Annotated in this window: 21 protein-coding genes; 6 read left to right on the top strand and 15 right to left on the bottom strand. The window is 74.5% G+C overall.

Features of this window, described 5'->3' with window-relative positions; genetic code table 11:
• Window positions 1–82: 82 nt before the first annotated feature.
• The 4 genes from ACZ5OX_RS24910 to ACZ5OX_RS24895 all read right to left on the bottom strand — a co-directional run bounded on the left by ACZ5OX_RS24910 (window position 83) and on the right by ACZ5OX_RS24895 (window position 2,454).
• Window positions 83–511: an SRPBCC family protein gene (locus ACZ5OX_RS24910; protein WP_465633074.1), complete on the bottom strand. Its 429-nt coding sequence runs from the start codon at window positions 509–511 to the stop codon at window positions 83–85.
• A 70-nt stretch (window positions 512–581) separates the two neighbouring features.
• The gene (locus tag ACZ5OX_RS24905; RefSeq protein ID WP_465633072.1) at window positions 582–935 is read right to left on the bottom strand and encodes a hypothetical protein; all 354 of its coding nucleotides are present in this window, start codon (window positions 933–935) and stop codon (window positions 582–584) included.
• Between the two features lie 137 nt (window positions 936–1,072).
• Entirely contained in the window at window positions 1,073–1,924 is an 852-nt protein-coding gene (locus ACZ5OX_RS24900; protein ID WP_465633070.1) for an alpha/beta fold hydrolase, read from the bottom strand.
• A 158-nt stretch (window positions 1,925–2,082) separates the two neighbouring features.
• Window positions 2,083–2,454 carry a hypothetical protein gene (locus ACZ5OX_RS24895; RefSeq protein WP_465633068.1) on the bottom strand — a complete coding sequence of 124 codons (372 nt, stop codon included), beginning with the start codon at window positions 2,452–2,454 and terminating at the stop codon, window positions 2,083–2,085.
• A 265-nt stretch (window positions 2,455–2,719) separates the two neighbouring features.
• Between ACZ5OX_RS24895 and ACZ5OX_RS24890 the strand changes: the two genes are divergently transcribed.
• Window positions 2,720–2,914 (top strand): hypothetical protein, encoded by a 195-nt coding sequence (locus ACZ5OX_RS24890; protein WP_465633066.1) that lies wholly within the window; start codon window positions 2,720–2,722, stop codon window positions 2,912–2,914.
• Window positions 2,915–3,355: 441 nt separating this feature from the next.
• Complete coding sequence (locus tag ACZ5OX_RS24885; protein ID WP_465633064.1) at window positions 3,356–4,579, top strand: MFS transporter; 1,224 nt, start codon at window positions 3,356–3,358, stop codon at window positions 4,577–4,579.
• On the opposite strand, the gene ACZ5OX_RS24880 is transcribed toward ACZ5OX_RS24885, so the two are convergent.
• The 4 genes from ACZ5OX_RS24880 to ACZ5OX_RS24865 all read right to left on the bottom strand — a co-directional run bounded on the left by ACZ5OX_RS24880 (window position 4,563) and on the right by ACZ5OX_RS24865 (window position 8,636).
• Window positions 4,563–5,222: a hypothetical protein gene (locus tag ACZ5OX_RS24880; protein ID WP_465633062.1), complete on the bottom strand. Its 660-nt coding sequence runs from the start codon at window positions 5,220–5,222 to the stop codon at window positions 4,563–4,565. The two genes, ACZ5OX_RS24885 and ACZ5OX_RS24880, sit on opposite strands and share 17 nt — an antisense overlap.
• A gap of 132 nt (window positions 5,223–5,354) precedes the next feature.
• Window positions 5,355–6,650, bottom strand: coding sequence for an MFS transporter (locus tag ACZ5OX_RS24875; protein WP_465633060.1), 1,296 nt, complete (start codon window positions 6,648–6,650; stop codon window positions 5,355–5,357).
• Between the two features lie 12 nt (window positions 6,651–6,662).
• On the bottom strand, window positions 6,663–7,139 hold the full coding sequence (locus ACZ5OX_RS24870) for a hypothetical protein (RefSeq protein WP_465633058.1): 477 nt from the start codon (window positions 7,137–7,139) through the stop codon (window positions 6,663–6,665).
• Between the two features lie 123 nt (window positions 7,140–7,262).
• On the bottom strand, window positions 7,263–8,636 hold the full coding sequence (locus ACZ5OX_RS24865) for a right-handed parallel beta-helix repeat-containing protein (RefSeq protein ID WP_465633056.1): 1,374 nt from the start codon (window positions 8,634–8,636) through the stop codon (window positions 7,263–7,265).
• A 31-nt stretch (window positions 8,637–8,667) separates the two neighbouring features.
• Between ACZ5OX_RS24865 and ACZ5OX_RS24860 the strand changes: the two genes are divergently transcribed.
• Together ACZ5OX_RS24860 and ACZ5OX_RS24855 are read left to right on the top strand one after the other, a co-directional pair.
• Window positions 8,668–9,885, top strand: a complete 1,218-nt coding sequence (locus tag ACZ5OX_RS24860) for a Dyp-type peroxidase (protein WP_465633054.1) — start codon at window positions 8,668–8,670, stop codon at window positions 9,883–9,885.
• A gap of 152 nt (window positions 9,886–10,037) precedes the next feature.
• Window positions 10,038–10,802, top strand: a complete 765-nt coding sequence (locus ACZ5OX_RS24855) for a phosphotransferase enzyme family protein (RefSeq protein ID WP_465633138.1) — start codon at window positions 10,038–10,040, stop codon at window positions 10,800–10,802.
• A gap of 122 nt (window positions 10,803–10,924) precedes the next feature.
• On the opposite strand, the gene ACZ5OX_RS24850 is transcribed toward ACZ5OX_RS24855, so the two are convergent.
• Complete coding sequence (locus ACZ5OX_RS24850; protein WP_465633052.1) at window positions 10,925–12,184, bottom strand: cytochrome P450; 1,260 nt, start codon at window positions 12,182–12,184, stop codon at window positions 10,925–10,927.
• A 102-nt stretch (window positions 12,185–12,286) separates the two neighbouring features.
• On the bottom strand, window positions 12,287–12,925 hold the full coding sequence (locus ACZ5OX_RS24845; RefSeq protein WP_465633050.1) for a TetR/AcrR family transcriptional regulator: 639 nt from the start codon (window positions 12,923–12,925) through the stop codon (window positions 12,287–12,289).
• A 98-nt stretch (window positions 12,926–13,023) separates the two neighbouring features.
• On the opposite strand from ACZ5OX_RS24845, the gene ACZ5OX_RS24840 reads away from it, so the two are divergent.
• A complete protein-coding gene (locus ACZ5OX_RS24840; RefSeq protein ID WP_465633048.1) occupies window positions 13,024–13,473 on the top strand; it encodes a DUF4345 domain-containing protein in 450 nt (149 codons plus the stop codon).
• Here the strand turns inward: ACZ5OX_RS24840 and ACZ5OX_RS24835 are convergent.
• Window positions 13,455–13,790, bottom strand: a complete 336-nt coding sequence (locus ACZ5OX_RS24835) for an aromatic-ring hydroxylase C-terminal domain-containing protein (RefSeq protein ID WP_465633136.1) — start codon at window positions 13,788–13,790, stop codon at window positions 13,455–13,457. The genes ACZ5OX_RS24840 and ACZ5OX_RS24835 overlap by 19 nt on opposite strands.
• A 212-nt stretch (window positions 13,791–14,002) precedes the next feature.
• Between ACZ5OX_RS24835 and ACZ5OX_RS24830 the strand changes: the two genes are divergently transcribed.
• Window positions 14,003–14,545: an MOSC domain-containing protein gene (locus tag ACZ5OX_RS24830; RefSeq protein WP_465633046.1), complete on the top strand. Its 543-nt coding sequence runs from the start codon at window positions 14,003–14,005 to the stop codon at window positions 14,543–14,545.
• Window positions 14,546–14,622: 77 nt separating this feature from the next.
• Here the strand turns inward: ACZ5OX_RS24830 and ACZ5OX_RS24825 are convergent, their stop codons facing one another.
• The 4 genes from ACZ5OX_RS24825 to ACZ5OX_RS24810 all read right to left on the bottom strand — a co-directional run bounded on the left by ACZ5OX_RS24825 (window position 14,623) and on the right by ACZ5OX_RS24810 (window position 17,686).
• Window positions 14,623–14,916: a hypothetical protein gene (locus ACZ5OX_RS24825; protein ID WP_465633044.1), complete on the bottom strand. Its 294-nt coding sequence runs from the start codon at window positions 14,914–14,916 to the stop codon at window positions 14,623–14,625.
• Window positions 14,917–15,089: 173 nt separating this feature from the next.
• Window positions 15,090–15,371 carry a metal-sensitive transcriptional regulator gene (locus ACZ5OX_RS24820; protein WP_380355567.1) on the bottom strand — a complete coding sequence of 94 codons (282 nt, stop codon included), beginning with the start codon at window positions 15,369–15,371 and terminating at the stop codon, window positions 15,090–15,092.
• A gap of 114 nt (window positions 15,372–15,485) precedes the next feature.
• On the bottom strand, window positions 15,486–15,806 hold the full coding sequence (locus ACZ5OX_RS24815) for a heavy-metal-associated domain-containing protein (RefSeq protein WP_465633042.1): 321 nt from the start codon (window positions 15,804–15,806) through the stop codon (window positions 15,486–15,488).
• A 305-nt stretch (window positions 15,807–16,111) separates the two neighbouring features.
• Window positions 16,112–17,686: a serine protease gene (locus tag ACZ5OX_RS24810; RefSeq protein ID WP_465633040.1), complete on the bottom strand. Its 1,575-nt coding sequence runs from the start codon at window positions 17,684–17,686 to the stop codon at window positions 16,112–16,114.
• Window positions 17,687–17,807 lie beyond the last annotated feature (121 nt).

Genomic DNA, 17,807 nt, shown 5'->3' with positions numbered 1-17,807 from the left:
GACGGCCCGTCGGATCACCGTGCGGCGAAGGGGAATGCCGAAGGGGCCGACAGCGGGTGCTGTCGGCCCCTCGGAGTGGCGGTCACTTGGCCTGCAGGGGCCCCGCGAAGGACTTGCGCAGGGCCGGGGGAGCGGCGACGGGGAGCAGGGCGGCGAGCATCCTGCGCTTGAGGGTGTCCGGCTGCCGCGTCAGCTGGACGTCGACCCGGGTTCCGTCGTCCTCGGGGGTCATCCGGAAGACCCAACCGCCGCCGGGGCCGAAGAGCTTGGAGTCGAGGGTGGTGACGGTGACGGTGTCGCCGCCGGGCTCCCAGTCGTAGCGGGCGCGTTCCCAGGCGGCGGCGGTTCCCTCGGTGACCTCGGCCCAGGTGTCGCCGAGCGCGTGGACCTCGAAGTGTTCGGCGTCGATCGTCGGCCAGGCCTCGGAGCGGGAGGGGCTGAAGTCGGTCAGCACCGCCAGGACGCCCTCGGTGTCGAGCGTGGAGACGAGATGGAACCGTACGACTGCCATGGTGGGTGTCCTCATCGAGAGTAACTGTTCTGACCGGTGACGATAGATTTCCATGGGGCTCCGTCACCTGTCAAGGTGGTGACGAACAAGTGTGGCGGGTCACGCCTCCGGGGAGCGGCCACCCGGCCGAGGGCGTCGCGCAGGGCGGCGCGAGCGTGATCCCCAGCTCGGGGAACGCCCGGTAGAGGTGGGAGCCGACGGCGCGGCGGGACCACTCGTCGGCGTCCGCCGGGTCCTCGGAGGTCAACGCGAGCGCGCCGTATGTGATCAGGGCGAGACGGGGGGAGAGGTCGGGCGGACCGGCCTCGTGAGCGGCCAGGGCGTGCCGACGAGCCTGCTCGGGGAGGCCGGCGCCCAGGGCCGCCTCGACCAGGTCGAGCAGCGCCCGGGGGGCCTGGTGCGCGTGGGGCGGCCGATGAGCCACCTGTTGACCGGTTCCACCGTGTGCCCACGGCTCCTTCCTGTCGGTCCGCGCCGGCCGAGCTCCCGTGTGCCGCCCCGTACACGGCTGTGCCCGGTACCGCCGGGTGGCGGTACCGGGCATGCGGGCTGGAAGGGCCGTCAGCGGGCGGTGGCGCGGGCGGCCCGCTCGATGACGTCCGCGACGAGGCGCGGGTGGGAGACCGCGACCGAGTGCGAGGCGGCTACCTCGGTGGTCGCGGCGTGGGCGCGCTCGGCCATGAAGCGCTGCGCGGCGGCCGGGATGTTGAGGTCCTGGGTGGTGACGACGGCCCAGCTGGGCTTGGTCAGCCAGGCGGCGGAGGTGGCCTTCTCCGTCAGGGCGGCCTGTGCGATGGGCCGCTGTCCGGCGGCCATCTGGGCGGCCTGGCCGGCCGGGACGTCGGCGGCGAACTGGTGGCGGAACGCGTCCTGGCGGATGTACAGGTCGGTGGCGGTGGTGCCGTCGGCCTGCGGGTGGGCGACCGGGTCGAGGGCGTCCGGGAGGGTCGAGCCCGGGTACTTGTTCGTCAGCTCCAGGGCGCTCTCCCCCGGGGCGGGCAGGAAGGCGGCCACGTAGACGAGGGCCTTGACCTCGGGGTCGTCGGCGGCGGCCTGGCTGATGACGTTGCCGCCGTAGGAGTGGCCGGCCAGGATCTTGGGGCCCCTGACGTGGTCGAGGACGGTGCGCAGGGCGGCGGCGTCGGAGGCCGGGCCGCGCAGCGGGTTGGCCGCGGCGACCACCGGGTAGCCGTCGGCGCGCAGGGCGGAGATGACGCCGTTCCAGCTGGAGCCGTCGGCGAAGGCGCCGTGCTCCAGGACGATGGTCGGCCTGGCGCGGTCGCCGAAGGCGTCGGTCACGGTCGCGCCGTCGGCGGCGCCGCCGAGGGTGAAGGCGCACAGGGCGAGGCCCGCCGTGAGTGCCGAGACCGCGCTCGCCGCCAGCCGTCCGCGTCGGCCCTTGATGCTCACCACGACAGATCCCTCCCAGGTGTTCGGCATGGGGTGGCCGGCATCACCGATACCGTCACCACCCTGACAGGTGATGAGATTGCCGGACATCGGCGTCACCTGTCAAGGCAGTGACGGTCGGGAGGGGGTGCGACGCCCGGGGGGCGCCGCACCGGGCGTCGCTACGCCGGGACCACCCGGTAGCTCAGGGCCGCCATCGGGAGGTTGGACTGCGCCAGCGAGCCACTGGCCCACGCGTACGGGCCGGTGCAGTCGGCGCCCGGGTACAGCACCACGGACGCGGCGCCGTCGGCGATCTGCATCGAGCGGGCGGGCGTCGACAGCGTGTGGCAGGTGCCGAGGTCGGCGAGGTCGACGGTGGTCACCGCTCCCCGTCCGTCGGTGGCCGAGTAGAGGTGCGCGCCCGGCTCCAGTGGCGGCCAGCCGGCGGCCTCGGCCGAGCCCGCGCCGAGCGCGATCAGGGCGGCGGCCAGGGCGGTGGCCACGGCTGCGCCGCGGAGCTTCGCCTTGGGTGTGAGCTTGGGTGTGGACATGCGGACCCACCTTCTCGTGTGTGGCGGAACTGCCTGGAAGCCGGTGCGCGGCCCGTCGGCCGGGCCCGACTGGGAGCAGATCCTGACACCGTCGACAGGGTGCGGGGAGTGCGGAATCGGCCAAACACGTGTGAACGAGTGGCGGGCAGGTGTGTTGGCCGAATCTGCCATCACCACCTTGACGGGTGACGAGTCGGAGTGCATCCTGAGGCCGTCTCCGGCGCCGTGCGGGCGCCGTCCGTGATCGGCGATCTGGAGAGCGACCATGAGCAACCGGCCCACGGGCGACCCCGCCGCCGAGGCGCGGCACGCGCGCTACGGCACCCTTCCCGAGCGCATCCGCTTCGAGGACATGACCGAGGAGGCCGCGGCCGGCCCGGGCGGTGCGGCGAACTCCGCGTACGACCCGGAGAGCGCCTGGAAGTTCTACAACTGCCTGGCCGTCGACCTGGCCCTGTGAACCCGGCCGGCACGGCTGCGGCGTGAGGGTGGCGCCTGAGGGTGGAGTGTGAGGGCGGAGCGGCCCCGGCGCACGACCCGTCGGGGAGAGGCGCCGGATCGACGGGGGAGCGATCCGGCGCCCGGCTCGGAGGCGAGGGCGAGGCCTCGCGGTGCCACCCGGCGAGGGTCGACCGGAACGCAACGTCACCGCGCGTCCGAATCTGTCGACCTGTCAGCAGATGCTACCGGGGATTTGTTGATCTGTCCATGAGGAGGGAGGTCGGTGGAAGCCGGCCCGTTCGACCTCCTGTGCGAGATCCGCACCGAAGTGCCCTAGCATGGCCCCGTGTTCCTCTCTCGTGACTAGGGCCCCAGACGGCGACCGCACCCCGGTGGTGCGGCCCTTCGGCGTCCCGGTACACCGGCGCGCGGTGCGCGCCAACCTTCGAGGAACCCCTCCATGTCTTCGTCCTACGCGACGGTCCTGCGCACCCCTGGCGCGGTCCGGCTCTTCGGCGCGGCCCTGATCGGCCGCCTCTCCTACGGCATCGTCCCGCTCTCGCTCCTGCTGGCCGTCACCGGCGCGACCGGCTCGTACGCCCGGGCCGGCTGGCTGACGGCGCTGTTCGCCGGCTCCAACGTGCTGCTCTCGCCCGTCCGGGCCGGGCTGGTCGACCGCCACGGCCCGCGCCGGGCGCTGCCGCCGATGGCGGCCGGGTACGCGCTGGTGCTGCTCGCCCTGGCCGCCGCCACCTGGCGTCCCGGCGTCCCGTACTGCGCCCTGCTCGCCCTCGCGGTGGCGGCCGGTGTGCTCGCGCCACCCCTCGGGCCGGTCACCCGGGCGCGCTGGAGCGCCCTGCTGCCCGATCCCGAACTGCGCCGACGGGCCTACAGTCTGGACACCGTCGCCGAGGAACTCCTGTACGTCACCGGCCCGTTGCTGGCCGGCCTGATCGCGGCCGGGACGGCCCGCCCGGGGCTCGGGCTGGTGCTGGGCGCCGTCCTGGTCCTCTCCGGCACCCTCGCCCTGGCCGCCTCGGTGCGCGGCGGGCCGAGTCGGGCGTCCGTGAACACACCTGCGGCCGCTGACCGTTCGCGCCCCTGGCGGCTGCTGTCCCGGACCCGCCAGCCACTCGCCGCAGCGGCCGGCGCCGGGGCCGGACTCGGCGCCTTCGGCCTGCTGGCGGTTGTCTTCGCCCAGCGGCACGGGCAGCCGGCCGGCGCCGCCTGGGTGGAGGCGGCGCTGGCGGCCGGGAGTGCGGTCGGCGGTCTCGCCCTGGGCTCCCTCGACTGGCGCGCTCCGGCCAGGGTCCGGCTCGCCGTCCTCTCCGCGGCCTTCGGCGGCGCACTGGCCCTGACCGCCCTCGCCCCGACGCTCCCGCTCCTCGCGGCGACCGCCGCCCTGGCGGGCCTGACCGTCGCCCCGACCCTCACCACCGCCTACCTGCTCACCGACGAACTCGCCGAGCCCGGCCAGCACACCCGGGCCGGTGCCTGGGTCAACGCCTGCTTCAACGCGGGGAGTTCTGCCGGAACGGCACTGGCCGGCCTGCTCGCCGAGCGCCTCCCGCTGCCACTGTGCCTCGTCCTCGCCGCGACCCCGGCCCTGGCCTCCCTCGTCTCGGCCCCCGCCCGGGCTGCCACCCCGCCCGACAGTCGCCCGTCGGTCACGCCCCGCGCGTGATCAGCTCCTTCACGCCCTCCGCGAGGGCCTTGCTGGTCCGCCACCTGCGGAGGAGCGGGTCCGTCGCCAGCTCCGCGACGACCGAGGACAGCCAGGCGTCGTCGCCGAGCCGGTCGACGCGTCCGAGATCGACGATGTCGCCCAGCAGTTGCTGCAGCACCGTGATCTCGGGCGCCGGGTACCAGCGCCGGTGGTGGACGAACCGGGGGCTCCACCTGTCGTAGGGGTGCCGGACCATGGCGTGCAGGCAGGAGCCGTGGGCGCCGATCGCGGAGCGGTGGCCGCCCGCCAGGAGGCCGCCGACCGGTGTGCTGAGGAACCGGCCGCTGGTGACGGCGAGTTGCAGACTCATCAGGCGCTTCCACGGCACCAGGAACGGCTCGTGCCCGGCGACGCGGTGCTCGAACCCCTCGGGGAGGACGGCGAGGTACGCCCTGCTCCCGTGGTCGCCGATGAACCAGGCGCCGTCGATCCGCACCAGCGGGCCGAGGCCGACCGGCGGCGCGTCGGCGTCGAGCGTGCCGGTGTCCGGCGCGTCGGCGTCAGGCGCGTCGGGGTCGGGCACTTCGGTGTCGGGCACTTCGGTGTCGGTCACGTCCGAGGTGGTCGACCGGTCAGCGGCGGTGGGGCGGTTGGCGTTCACGGCTCTCCTCAGGACGGGCGGCAGTTGCTCGCCGACCAGGCTTCCCGGTGCACCCCCTGGCCACCATACCCGCGGACCGGGGGCGTTGAGCGGGAGGACGCGAACTTCCCCCCGTCGGAGCCGCCGTGGACGCTACTCCCCGGAGTCCGCGGCGGCGGTGGGCCCGGCCTCGGTCCCGGCCGGAGCCGGTGCGGCCTCCAGCGCCGTCATCCGGGGGAGCAGGAGCAGCACCGCGACCAGCAGGACCAGCAGCAGGGCGCCGCCGACGAAGAGCGGGGTGCGGATGCTGACGGCGGAGGCGATCCAGCCGCTGAGGGCGGCGCCGGTCATGATGCCGAGGCGGCTCAGCAGCATGTAGCAGCTGTTGACCCGGCCGAGCAGTTCCTTCGGTACGGCCTGCTGGCGCAGCGAGATCGCCTGGATGTTCCAGGTGACGATCCCGAAGCCGATCACGCCGTAGAGCGCGGCCACTTCGGCCACCGAGGTGCTCAGGCCCATCAGGATCAGCGAGACGCCCATCAGCAGGAAGGCGAGGGCGATCCGGGTGCCCCGGCCGAGCAGTCGGCTGAGCCGGCCGGCCAGGGTGCTGGCGGCGGTGCCGCCGATGGCGCCGGCCGCGAGCACGATGCCGTAGGAGGCGGCCGGTGCGTGGATGACCTTGGTGACCATCAGGACCATCATGGTGGTGCCCATGAAGCAGGCCAGCGCGCCGAGGGTGGAGAGCACGGCGAGCATCCGCACGTCGCGGTGGTGGAACAGCCAGTCGACGCCCTCGCGGATCTCGGTGAGCACCGGTCGGCGGTCGGCCCGGGTGCGCGGGGCGGTGGAGCGGCCGGTGGCGGCGACCAGGACGGCGGCGAGCGCGAAGGACACGCCGTCCACCGTGAACGGGGAGGCGACGGCCACGGCGAACAGCGCCGAGCCGAGCAGCGGGCCGACCAGGTTGCCGCCGACCAGCATGTTGGCCTGCATCCGGCCGTTGGCGGCGTCGAGTTGGTCGGGTCGGACCAGCTCGGGCACGGCCGAGGTGGCGGCGTTGGAGAAGACCGTCTCGCCGCAGCCGAGCACGAAGGCCAGCGCGGCGAGCGCGACCAGGGGCGGATCGGCGAGGAAGACCCAGCCGGCGAAGCCCAGGACGACGACGGCGCGTGCGGCGTCGATCGTCCACATCAGCCGCCGCCGGTCGGCCCGGTCGGCGAGCACCCCGCCGTACAGCGACATCACCAGGAAGGGCAGCGACGCGGCGACGGAGACCACGGAGACCGCACTGGGGGAGTCGGAGACGGCCACCGCCAGCAGCGGCAGGGCGGAGTCCCGCATGCCGTCGCCGACCGAGGATATCGCCGACGCGGACCACAGCAGATTGAACTTCCGGCCCAGTTGGGGGCGGGTCTTGGACGGTTTTTCGGCCACGTCAGCTGAGGTCACCGACGCAGTATGTCATGTCCGCGGAGGACTGTTCGGGTGGTTTCTGAACTGCCCGGGGTGTCCCGAACTTTCCGTGTCGGCAAGGGTGTCGGGCTCATCCGGGGGTGTCCGGAGTGTCCGGTGGGTTCCGGCTTCCGCCGGGTTCCGGGCGCCGGCGCTCCCGCCGGGCGTTCGGCCGAGCCCCGAGACGCCCTTGACCAGCGTCGTCGCCCCGCCGGCCGGGGCCAGGCCCGGCACCACCGGCCGGGCGCGGTGTTCGGGCACCCGGTCGGCGAGCAGCCGGCCGACCACCGCGCCGCCCGCGGGTGCCGCGGCCACCGGCCACCGGGCCGGCCCGGACGGCGTGGGCAGTCCCTTTCCGGCCAGCGAGAAGGCGTTCACCACCACCCCGTGGAGCCGGGCGTCGGGCAGGAGCTCCCGGGCTGTCCAGCCGGTGTTGACGGCGTACCGGGAGACGGCCGGGCCGCCCACCCCGGCGGCCGCGTTCATGAAGCCGCCGGCGGCTCCCGCGACCAGGGCGCCGCCGGTCGGGGGCGGCGCGGCCGCCCGGCCCGTGCACGGCCGTCCGCCCCCTCGGGCCCGCGCGAGCGCGAGCCCGGACGGGGGCGGGGGTCAGTGCTTTGGGAGGGCGTCCGCGGACTCCGGCAGCGGGTAGGCGCCGGCGTCGACCGGGCCCGGCAGGTCGGTCGCCGGGACGCCGGGCGCGCCCGGGTCCGGCAGCGAGGGCTGGGCGGGCGGGGCCGGCACCTGGCTGAACGGGATGCCGGGCGGTGACTGGACCGGGCTGGTGCGGCCGAACGGCGGGGCGGTCCGGCCCTGGACGGCGCAGCCCGCCAGCGTCTCCAGGCCGTCCGGGCTCTGGACACCCGGCTGGTTGCCGGTGAAGCAGTTGCCCGGGTCGGCGGAGGCCAGCACCAGGTCGGTGCCGTTGCCGGTGGCCCGGTTGCCCTCGATCCGGTTGCCGCTCGCCGGGTGCCCGGGCGGGTCGGTGACGACGATGCCGGCCGCGCGGTTGCCCTGGACCAGGTTGCGCCGCACCTGGTTCTCCGTACCGCCGCCGATCCCGATCCCGATGCCGTACGCGCCGTCGGCCTGCTGGGGGGTGTCGGTGGCGTTGTTGTCGGTGACGACGTTGCCCACGATCACCGCGCCGTGCTGCGGGGCGAGGGCCTCGAGGTCATTGGAGTTGACGGTGACGCCGACCCGGTTGCCGGTGACCCGGTTGCCGACCACGGTGAGCCCGTCGGAGGCGTTGGTGATCTCGATGCCGACGGCGTTGCGCTCGACGGTGTTGCCCCGCACCAGGGTGTCGCAGGGCTTGCACTGGCCGACGTAGATGCCGGAGTCCGCGCCCCCGGAGGCGTACGAGTTCTCGATGACACCGCCGCGCGCGTCGAAGGCGTAGATGCCGTACAGGCCGTTGTTGTACGCGGTGACGTTGCTGGCCCGGAAGCCCTGGACGACCGGGAAGCGGACGGTGTCCAGCGGGTTGTAGGCGGAGCCGCCGGCGCCGTGCTGCTGGAGCTTCTCGTCGGTGACACCGGTGAACAGCACGCCGTTGGCGAGGTAGCCGTGGACGGTGAGGTTCTCCACCACCGAGCCGGGGCCGGAGGCCGTGATGCCGTTGACCAGCCGCAGGCCGCCGTCCAGGACGACGGTGTTGCGGTCGCTGCCGCGCAGCACGATCTTGGGCTTGGTGAGCCGGACGCTCTCCCGGTAGGTGCCCGGGTCGACCAGCACGGTGTCCCCTTCGCGGGCGACGTCCACGGCCTGCTGGATGGTCGGGAAGTGCTGCGGGACGCGGATGACCGGGCCGTCCGGGTGCTTGGCGTCGGAGGAGGACGAGCCGCCCGAGGAACAGCCGGAGAGAACGGGGACGAGGGCGAGCACGGCGGCGGTGAACAGCGCGGGCAGCCGGCTGACGGTACGGGCCCCGCGTGGGGGAGTTGCGGTCGGGTCGGGATGACGTGTGGTCAAAAGTTGCATACGGCGTGTTCTATCGTCTCCAATGTCGCCCATGCATGCCGAAGCCGGAAAGGCGCAGGACCAGCCACCGACCGTCGGGACCGGTGTGGGGCGAAGGGCTCTGATCACGGGCGGGGCGCTGGCGGCCGCCGGGATCGGCGCCGGCGTCACGGCGCTGGCCCTGGACGGCGGCGGCCGCCACGGCGGCGGGACCGGACGGGAGGCGCCGCCGGAGCAGCCCCCGGTGTCCTTCCACGGCGAACGGCAGGCCGGGGTGACGGTCGCGCAGCAGCCGGCCACCCAGCTGCTGGCCCTCGACCTGGCGCCCGCCGCGACCTCGGACGGACGGGCCGCCCTGCGCGGCCTGCTCGGCGAGTTGACCCGGCTGCTGGCCGAGGCGTCGGGCGGCAGCCCGGCGGACGCGCGGCTGCAGGGAGCCCCGCCGGCCCGGCTGAGCAGCCTGGTCGGGGTCGGGCCCGGGCTCGCCGCCCGGCTGGGGCTGAACGTTCCGCCGGTGCTGCTGACCGAGCTGCCCGCCTTCCCCGGCGACCGGCTCGACCCGGCGCGCGGCGGCGGCGACCTGGTGCTCCAGCTCTGCGCGGCGGACCGCTGGCCGCTGTCCGTGGTCGCCGAGCAGGTGGACGCCGTGGCCCGGGCGGCGGGCGCGACGGTGCGGTGGACCCAGTCCGGCTTCCTGGCCCGGACGGCCGGCGGCGCCACGCCGCGCAACCTGTTCGGCTTCAAGGACGGCACGGCGAACCCGGACGGCGAGCAGAGCGGGCAGTGGGTCTGGGGGCCGCCGGGGCCGCACGAGCACGGGACGGTGCTGGTCTACCGCCGGATCAGGATGGACACCGCCGCCTTCGCGGCCCTCCCCGGAGACCGCCGGGAACAGGTGATGGGCCGCCGGGCCGGCGACGGCGCCCCGCTCACCGGCACGGCGGAACACGACGAGCCGGACATCTACGCCAAGAACCCGGACGGCTCGTACGTCATCCCGGCCACCGCGCACGTCCGCCTCTCCAGCCCCCGGCTGGACGGCGGCGCCCGGATGCTGCGGCGGGGCTACAACTACGACGACGGCCCGGGCGACCGCGGCCTGCTGTTCTGCGCCTTCATGCGCGACCCGGCCCAGTTCACCCGCGTCCAGAACCGGCTGGCCGCGCGCGACGCCCTGAACGCCTTCGTCGAGCACACGGCCTCGGCGGTGGCCTACGTGCTGCCGGGCGTGCCGGAGGGCGGGACGCTGGGGGAGGTGCTGTTCGGATGAGCCGGGAGGGGGAGCGGCCGCCGGCCTCGTCGGCCCAGGAAGCGCCCGTGCCCGGTGAGGAGTTGTTCGCGCCCGGTGAGGAACCGCCCGTGCCCGGTGAGGAACCGCCCGTGCCCGGCGAGGAGTTGTTCGTGCCCGGTGAGGAAGAACCGCTGTCCGGCGGGAACACGAGCGCCGGCGTGGTCCGGGTCGGGGACACCGTGCGGCGCCCGGCCGGGCCGTGGACGCCCGCGGTGCACGCGCTGCTGGAGCACCTGCACGCGGTGGGGTACCGGGCGGCGCCGCGCCCGCTCGGCCTCGACGCGCAGGGGCGCGAGGTGCTGACGTACCAGCCGGGCCGGGTGCTCTGGCCGGACCGCTTCCACCTGCTGGACCGGTCCGAGCGGCTGGCCGGGGTGGCCCGCCTGATCCGGGAGTTCCACGACGCCGTCCGGGACTTCACGCCCCCGCCGGACGCCCGTTGGCAGGTGCTGATGCCGCCCGACGGCGCCGACATCATCGCCCACAACGACCTCGCCCCGTGGAACCTCGTGGTCGGCGCCGAGCACCAGTGGTCCTTCATCGACTGGGACACGGCCGCCCCCGGCACCCGCCTGTGGGACCTCGCGTACGCGCTGCACGGGTTCCTGCCGCTGTCGGCGCAGCCGGACCGGCGGCTCGCCGACGCCGACGCGGCGGCCCGGCTGCGGGTGTTCGTCGACGCCTACGGGCTGGACGAGGCCGAACGGCGCGCTCTGGTACCCCTGTTGGGCCCGCGGACCCGGGCCATGCACGACTTCCTGCGGGACCGGGCGGGTCGTGGCGTCCAGCCCTGGGCGAGGCTCTGGGAGGAGGGGCACGGGGAGGTCTGGCGCGGTGACGCCGAGTACATCGAGCGGCGCCGGGAGCTCTGGCTGGGCGCCCTGCTCGACGGTTGACGCCGAGCGGGGCGCCGAGGGTGCTCCCGGTCGCGGGTCGGGCGGGGATCGGCCGCGGGTCGGCCCGGGTCGGCTGCGGGTTGGCTCGGGCTGGCCGCGGGTTGGCTCGGGTCGGCTGCGGGTTACCAGCCCACCGGCAGGCGGGCCGGGCTGCGGGTGGTGCTGCCGAGCTGCCAGGCGAGTTCCGCGACGGGGGTGGTGAGGCGCAGGCCGGGCAACGCGGTGGCGAGGCGGTGCAGCGACTCGCGCATCTCCAGCCGGACCCGCCAGGCGCCGATGCAGTAGTGCGGGCCGGAGCTGAAGGCCAGGGTGGGGGCGGGCAGCGGGAGGCCGAGGTCGGTGTGGAGGCCCTCGGGGTAGACGGCCGGGTCGCGGTTGGCACTGCCGAGGCTGACGGCGACGACCGAGCCGGCCGGGATGGTGACGTCACCGACCTCGATCGGCGCGATGGTGCGGCGGACGGTGGCCTCGTCGTCGCCGAGCGGGATGTAGTGCAGTAGGCGTTCGGCGGTGTGCTCGGCGACGACCGGGTCGGCGAGGAGCGGCCAGTGCTCGGGGCGTTCGCCGAGCACGTACACCAGGGCGTTCGCGAGCGCCCCGGCGACGCTCTCGTTGCCGCTGGCGGTGAGTCCGGCGACCAGGAAGACGAGGGAGTCCTCGGGGACGCCGCCGTCCTGGTCGGCGGCCCGGACCAGCCGACTGACCAGGTCGTCGCCGGGCTCGCGGCGCCGGCGGGCGACCAACTCGGCCATGAAGGCACCGAATTCGGCGAGGGTGTCGCCGTGGTCGGCGCCCGCCTGCTGCTCCGGCCCGTTGCCCGGCCTGTCGTCCGGCCCGTTGTCCGGCCCGTCGCCCGGGTCCTCGCCCTGGGCGAGCAGGGCGAGGGTCCAGCGGTGCAGCCGTTCCTCGTCCAGGTGGTCCGGCCCGTCCCCGTCGAGCCCCATCAGCCGGGTGGTGACGGCGAACGGCACCGGCCGGGCGAACGCGGGGACCAGGTCGGCCGGAGGCCCGGCGGCGACCAACCGGTCCACGGACTGCTGGACGGCGGCGGCGACCCACGGCTGCCAGCCGGCGATGGCGCGCGGGGTGAAGGCCCGTTGGACGGTGCCGCGCAGTCGGCGGTGGGCGGGCCCGTCCTGGTTGAACAGGGACGCCGGGTTGGCGGCCACGTCGGCGGTGGTGCCGGCGGTGCCGACGTCATGCAGGTCGGCCCGGGTGACCCGGGGGTCGCCGAGGACCTGCCGGACGTCGTGGTAGCGGGTGATCAGCCACGCGGGGGTGCCGTCCGGGAGGGTGGTGGGGTGGGGCGGCTGGGCGGGGGTGGTGGGGAGCCGGTGGAGTGGCGGGAGGGTGGTCCGGGGGGCGGCTGTGACGGAGTCCATGGGTCCCTTCGCGGGTTCGGAGGTCCGGCTGGTCGAGGGGAGTCGAAGCGTTCAATTGTCGTATATTCATAGGTAATTGGATGCTTGTGGCGCTTCTCCCCGTTACGCCCCGATGGTATGCCCTGGACGCCCCCAGTCGGGTGCCGGATCGGCGGGCAGCAGCGGCCGGAGCGCGCCCAGCACGGCGCCGACGCAGACGTCCCGCAGCTCGGTGCGGGTGCAGCTCTCCTCGGTCAGCCAGTCGATGACCAGCACCCGGACGAACACCAGCCAGCTGCGCAGGACCTGTGACACCGCCCGCCGCGCCCGCTCGTCCGCGAGCGGGAGGACGCCGAGCAGCCGGCCGCGCAGGGCGTCGAGTTCCTCGTCGATGATGGTCTGGATCACCTGGTCCCCGGCCAGCACGCGGTTGGCCGCGAGCACGGCGTGCCGGTTGGCGATGAAGTAGTCCAGGTGGGCGTCCATGCCCTCCACCAGCTGCTCGACCAGGGTGTCGGCCGGGTCGAAGCGGGTCCTGGCGAGCAGGCCGTCGGCGGCCTCCCGGTAGACCGCGGCGAAGAGGTCGTGCTTGCTCGCGAAGTGCCGGTAGAGCAGCGCGCGGGAGACCCCGGCCTTCTCGGCGACCTCCTCCATCAGCACGTCCTCGTACGGCCGTTCGGCGAAGAGCCGGGCGCCGGTGGCAAGCAGCTGGGCGCGTCGCTCGGCGGGGGAGAGGCGCCGGCGTCGTTCGTGGACTGGCATGCGCGCCAGGTTACTTGACACGCGTCTACTTGTCGGCGCAGGTTAGTAGACACGTGTCAACCAGTGTCAACCAGACCTCTGGAACGGGTGGGTGGGTCATGGCCAAGGCGTTACGGGTGCTCACGTGGACGATGGGGGTCGCCTGCGTGGCGATCGGCTTCGTCCACATCCTGCTGGGGAACGCCGCGATGCCCGGCGTCGCGGACGCCGGGCCGACGGCCGCCAGCTTCGGCCGCTTCATGGGGGCGGTCTTCGCCGGGTACGGGGTGGCCTGGATCCAGGCCGCCCGGCAGGCGCCGGTGCCTGCCCGGACGGTCCGGTGGCTGGCGGCGGTGTTCCTGCTGGGCGGCCTCGCGCGGGTGCTGTCCATCGTGGTCGACGGCCGGCCGCACTGGTTCCAGCTGGTGCTGATGGCGCTCGAACTCGGGCTCGCGCCGGTTTACTTGTGGTTCGCCGACGCGGACGAGCGGGCGGCGCGCGGCGGGAACGGGGCCGGGGCTCGGCCCGGCGGGGCTCAGCCGACCGGGGCTCAGCCGACCGGGGCGTAGCCCGCCGGCTGCGCGGCGACGGTGGCCCGGTCGGCGGTGGCGCCGGTGAGCGCGACGTAGCCGTCCGGGCGGACCAGCACGACGCTGTCGCCGCGCAGCCCGTACGCCCGGGCGACGTGACCCTCGGGGTCCAGCACGGCGGCCCGGCGCAGGCCGGGGGCGGCGGGGTCCGCGTTCTCGCGGACGTCGGCCGGCGCCGGGTGCTCGCCGACGGTCAGCAGGGTGAAGTGCGGGCCCCGGAACAGGTCGAAGAGTCGGGGCGGGGTGCCGTCGGCGGTGGTGCAGGGCGCGTCGGGAGCGCGGTCGCCGGCCCGGATGCCGGTGGTGTCGTCGAGGTCGCGGCCGAGCGGCCCGCCCCGGTAGCCGACCGAGAGCCCGGTGAAGTCGGCCCCGCCCGCGGTGGACGGAGGAGATCCTGGACGAGGTCGTGCCCGCCGCTGCTGCGGGCGCCCTCGGAGGGCTGACCGTACGGCCGCGGCGGAGTAGGCTCCTGGCCGATCGAACGTGCGTCCGCGAGGAGGGCCCGAACATGAGCGGCACCGTAGTGGCGGTCAGCAGCAACGCCGAGTACTCGTTCACCAAGACGAACCGCGACGGCATCATGCTGCTCGCCGGGCTGGGCGTCGAGGGGGACGTGCACGCCGGGGCGACGGTCAAGCACCGGTCCCGGATGGCGCAGGACCCGACGCGGCCCAATCTGCGTCAGGTCCACCTGATCCACCGTGAACTGCTCGCCGAACTCGGCGAGTCGGGCTTCGACGTGCGGCCGGGCGCGCTCGGCGAGAACATCACCACCGAGGGCGTCGACCTGCTCGGCCTGCCGGTCGGCGCGGTGCTGCGGATCGGCCCGCAGGCCGAGGTGGAGATCACCGGCCTGCGCAACCCGTGCGCCCAGATCGACAACTACCGGCCAGGGCTGCTCAAGCAGGTCGTCGGTCGCGCCGCGGACGGCACGATCGTGCGCCGCGCCGGAATCATGGGCACCGTCCGCGCCGGCGGCCCGGTCCGCCCCGGCGACCCCGTCACCGTCACGCTCCCGGACGGCCCGCACCGTCCGCTCGGCCAGGTCTGAGCAGGTTCGAGCGGGTCTGAGCAGATCTGAGCGGGTCTGAGCAGGTCCGAGCCTGGAGGTCGGCCGTGGCGGCGGCGTCAGCGCGGTGGCTCTCCGTCGACTCGGCGCAGGCCGTGGAGGTATGACCTGCCCGCCTTCCAGCTGCGCCACGGACCGGTGGGCGGGTGCTCCCGGTGTCGGCTCGCGGCCGGTAGGGGGCCGGAGTTGGGCACTCCGTCGGCATCGACCGCGCACCAGCCCCGGTCCGGCGGCCACCGGCACCGCAGGTCCAGGCCCCGCCGCCGGTAGGACGGGCGGCCGTTGAAGGTGCCGTCCGGGTCGAAGCGGTGGACCAGGCCGTCCAGTCGGCGGACGAACTCGATCGACTCCACGGTTGATCGCCCCGATTCGACTGCCCGGTAAGGCGGTTGACCGCCGGGCATACCCCTACCCCGTAACGGCTCCGGCTCCCGGCGCGGGAGCTGCCGGGAGCCGGGGGTCGTGCTTCGGGCGCCTTGGGTGCTGTGGATGCCTCGGGTGCCTCGGGTGCCGGATCGGGGTCGGGTCAGGACCTGACGAGGCGGGCGATGGCCTGGTTGGCCTCGCGGATCTTGGTGCCCGCCTCCTGGCCGCCCTCGGCGATGGCGTCGCGGACGCAGCATTCGATGTGCTCGTCCAGGAGTTGGAGGGCGAAGGACTGGAGGGCGCGGCTGGCGGCGGAGACCTGGGTGAGGACGTCGATGCAGTAGGTGTCCTGTTCGACCATGCGCTGGAGGCCACGGATCTGGCCCTCGATGCGGCGGAGCCGCTTGAGGAAGTCGTCCTTGTGGGAGCTGTAGCTGGCCATAGCCGTCTCCGGTTCCTGTGCGGTGAGGCGTGCCCTCACTCTACCGGCGGCGCGGTGGTGGGGAGTCGGCCCGAACGGGCGTGGTGGTGCCCCGCCCGGGCCGACGCGGGCGGGTCAGCCCTCGACGCGGCCGACCAGGTCGTAACCGGCCTCGTCGATGGCGGCGGCCACGTCGGAGTCGGTGAGCGGAAGGGTGCTGCCGACGGTGACCCGGCCGGTCGCGAGGTCCACGGCGACGTCCTCGACGCCGTCGATCTTCTTCAGCTCGGCGGTCACCGAGGAGACGCAGTGGCCGCAGGTCATGCCCTTGACCTGGAACACCGAGGCCCGGGCGGACTCGGCGGCCGGCGCCGCACCGGCGCTGGTGCCGCACGAACCGCAGCAGGAGGAGGCCTCGGTGGTGGCGGACTCGACGGTGACAGTGGTCTCGCTCATGGGTGTGCTCCTGTCATGGGTGTCCGGCGCCGACCGGACGGCCCGGGCGGCTGCTTCACTTCGAACATACCCTACCCCCCTAGGGTAATAGCTAGCCCCTGTGAAGCCCCTCCCCGCCCGGCCGCTCACCGGCCAGCAGATCGTCAACGCCTGGCAGAAGCAGCACGGTTGAGGCACCGAAGTGTGAATCCGGAAGCGGAGTCGAGGGAGCGAGTGGACGGAGACCCGGGAACGGCATGGGAAGAGAAGACGGCGCCGGCCTCCTCGATCGAGGAGGCCGGCGCCGTCTCAGGCGTTCGCCGTCGTCACCGGGTGCGGTAGGCGTCGGCGATGGTCTGCTCGAGGGTGTTGCCGTCGGTGTCGGTCAGTTCGGCGCGCAGGGAGACGGCGGTGCCGGCCGGCGGGTTCTGCACGGTGACGGCACCGGCCTCCAGCGGGAGGCGGGTCCACGAGGCGCCGCCGTCGGTGGAGGCCGAGACGGTCAGCGAACGGGTACGGCCGTCGGCGGCGGCGCCCTGGACGGTGACGGGGATCCGGAGCGGGCTGCCGGCCGTCGCGGTGCCGGTCAGGCCGAGATCGGGGGAGAACCGCACCACGCTCACCGGAAGCGCCGTCGGCCCGGCCGTGGTGGCCGAGGCGAAGGTCCAGGACGCGTTCACGCGGGTGGTCGCGCCGGCCGCGGCCTTGCGGGTCACCGTGGTGGCCAGACGGTACGAGCCCTGGCCCGGGGCCACGGTGAACTCGCCGCGCCCGGGCGCGGCGGACGCGGTGCCGACCAGCACGCCGTCGCGGTACAGCGCGGTGTACGCGGTGTCGAACGACGGGCTCCACGACGCGTGGCCGTCGCCGTCGGCGAGCAGCGGGACGTCGGCGGTGATCCGGTCGCCGTCGCGCGAGACGGCGGGACGCTCGGTGAGCGCCGGGCCGAACACCGGGCCGTCGAAGGTGTGGGTCGTCGTCGTCCCGGCCCGTACGGCGACGCGGTCGGCGGCGTAGTGGTTCCGCGTCACGTCGTCGGCGCCCGGGACGGTGACACCGATGTCCCAGGTGCCGCGCTCGGGCGCGACGAGGAAGGTGGCGGTGCCCGGCGTCTTCATGACCCGGGGGGCGCCGGCGACCGTCCCGGTGCTCGGCAGGACGCTCAGCAGGGCGGTTCCGTTGCTGCCCGGCCCGGCGGCGCCACGGATGTTCAGGGTCGCCAGCTCCTGCGCGGCGTACTGCCGGGCGAGCCCGGTCAGGGCGCGGGTGCCGGAGAAGGTCTGGCCGAGCAGGTAGCCGCCGGTCTCGGTCGCCCAGTGCGCGTCGTACCACTGATTGACCGTCCCGGCCTCGGCCTCGGGCCCCAGGTGGGCCACACGCAGGTTCGTCGACCTGTTGCCGATGTTGGCGCTCCTGGTGACACCCTCGTGCGTGACCTCGACGAACATCGAACTCTGCAGGAACCGTGCGGTGCCGTCCGGGGGCCGGACGTCGACGGGGGCGGTGGTCCGCGCGTCGACGGTGACGGTGGTGTCCCGGTCGAGGTCGAGGCGCGGCTGGACGACCCAGTCCGTCCAGGCCGGGCCGCCCGCCTCCGGGCCGTCGGGCAGGGTGCTGTCCAGCAGGTACCGGCCCCTGGGCAGCCGCATGGTCGTGACCCCGGAGGCGTCCTGCTGCTCGAGGAACTCCTCGACCCCGGCCTCGAAGACCCCGCTGATGTGGGTGCGGTACTTCCCGGCCGGTTGGCCGGCGCGGTCCAGGTGCTTGATCGTGAGGGTGTACGTCTCCGGCTCGGCGGCGAAGGCCGCACTGCCGAAGGCGGGAGTCGAGGCGCCGACCAGTGCGACGGCGACGGCCAGGGCGCGGAGGGCGTTGCGGCGGGGAAGGGAGGTCGTGGTCATGCCCTGTACTGCTCGGCCGGGCACCGGAGTTCCCGTGATCAGGGCCACATCCCGGGCGGGCCGGCGGCTGTGACGCGCATCACCGGAACCCGGGCGGCGGACCGGGCAGAGCAGTGTGTGG

The sequence above is a fragment of the Kitasatospora sp. NPDC032121 genome, assembly GCF_055580145.1.
This window is presented reverse-complemented; position numbering and strand designations above follow the sequence as displayed.

Coding starts and splice junctions, on each gene's coding strand:
- ACZ5OX_RS24820 (WP_380355567.1), bottom strand. CDS start 15,371: ATGGCCAGCTACAGCTCCCACAAGGACGACTTCCTCAAGCGGCTCCGC.
- ACZ5OX_RS24845 (WP_465633050.1), bottom strand. CDS start 12,925: ATGCCAGTCCACGAACGACGCCGGCGCCTCTCCCCCGCCGAGCGACGC.
- ACZ5OX_RS24910 (WP_465633074.1), bottom strand. CDS start 511: ATGGCAGTCGTACGGTTCCATCTCGTCTCCACGCTCGACACCGAGGGC.
- ACZ5OX_RS24810 (WP_465633040.1), bottom strand. CDS start 17,686: ATGACCACGACCTCCCTTCCCCGCCGCAACGCCCTCCGCGCCCTGGCC.
- ACZ5OX_RS24850 (WP_465633052.1), bottom strand. CDS start 12,184: ATGGACTCCGTCACAGCCGCCCCCCGGACCACCCTCCCGCCACTCCAC.
- ACZ5OX_RS24865 (WP_465633056.1), bottom strand. CDS start 8,636: ATGCAACTTTTGACCACACGTCATCCCGACCCGACCGCAACTCCCCCA.
- ACZ5OX_RS24895 (WP_465633068.1), bottom strand. CDS start 2,454: ATGTCCACACCCAAGCTCACACCCAAGGCGAAGCTCCGCGGCGCAGCC.
- ACZ5OX_RS24840 (WP_465633048.1), top strand. CDS start 13,024: ATGGCCAAGGCGTTACGGGTGCTCACGTGGACGATGGGGGTCGCCTGC.
- ACZ5OX_RS24860 (WP_465633054.1), top strand. CDS start 8,668: ATGCATGCCGAAGCCGGAAAGGCGCAGGACCAGCCACCGACCGTCGGG.
- ACZ5OX_RS24830 (WP_465633046.1), top strand. CDS start 14,003: ATGAGCGGCACCGTAGTGGCGGTCAGCAGCAACGCCGAGTACTCGTTC.
- ACZ5OX_RS24890 (WP_465633066.1), top strand. CDS start 2,720: ATGAGCAACCGGCCCACGGGCGACCCCGCCGCCGAGGCGCGGCACGCG.
- ACZ5OX_RS24870 (WP_465633058.1), bottom strand. CDS start 7,139: ATGAACGCGGCCGCCGGGGTGGGCGGCCCGGCCGTCTCCCGGTACGCC.
- ACZ5OX_RS24815 (WP_465633042.1), bottom strand. CDS start 15,806: ATGAGCGAGACCACTGTCACCGTCGAGTCCGCCACCACCGAGGCCTCC.
- ACZ5OX_RS24885 (WP_465633064.1), top strand. CDS start 3,356: ATGTCTTCGTCCTACGCGACGGTCCTGCGCACCCCTGGCGCGGTCCGG.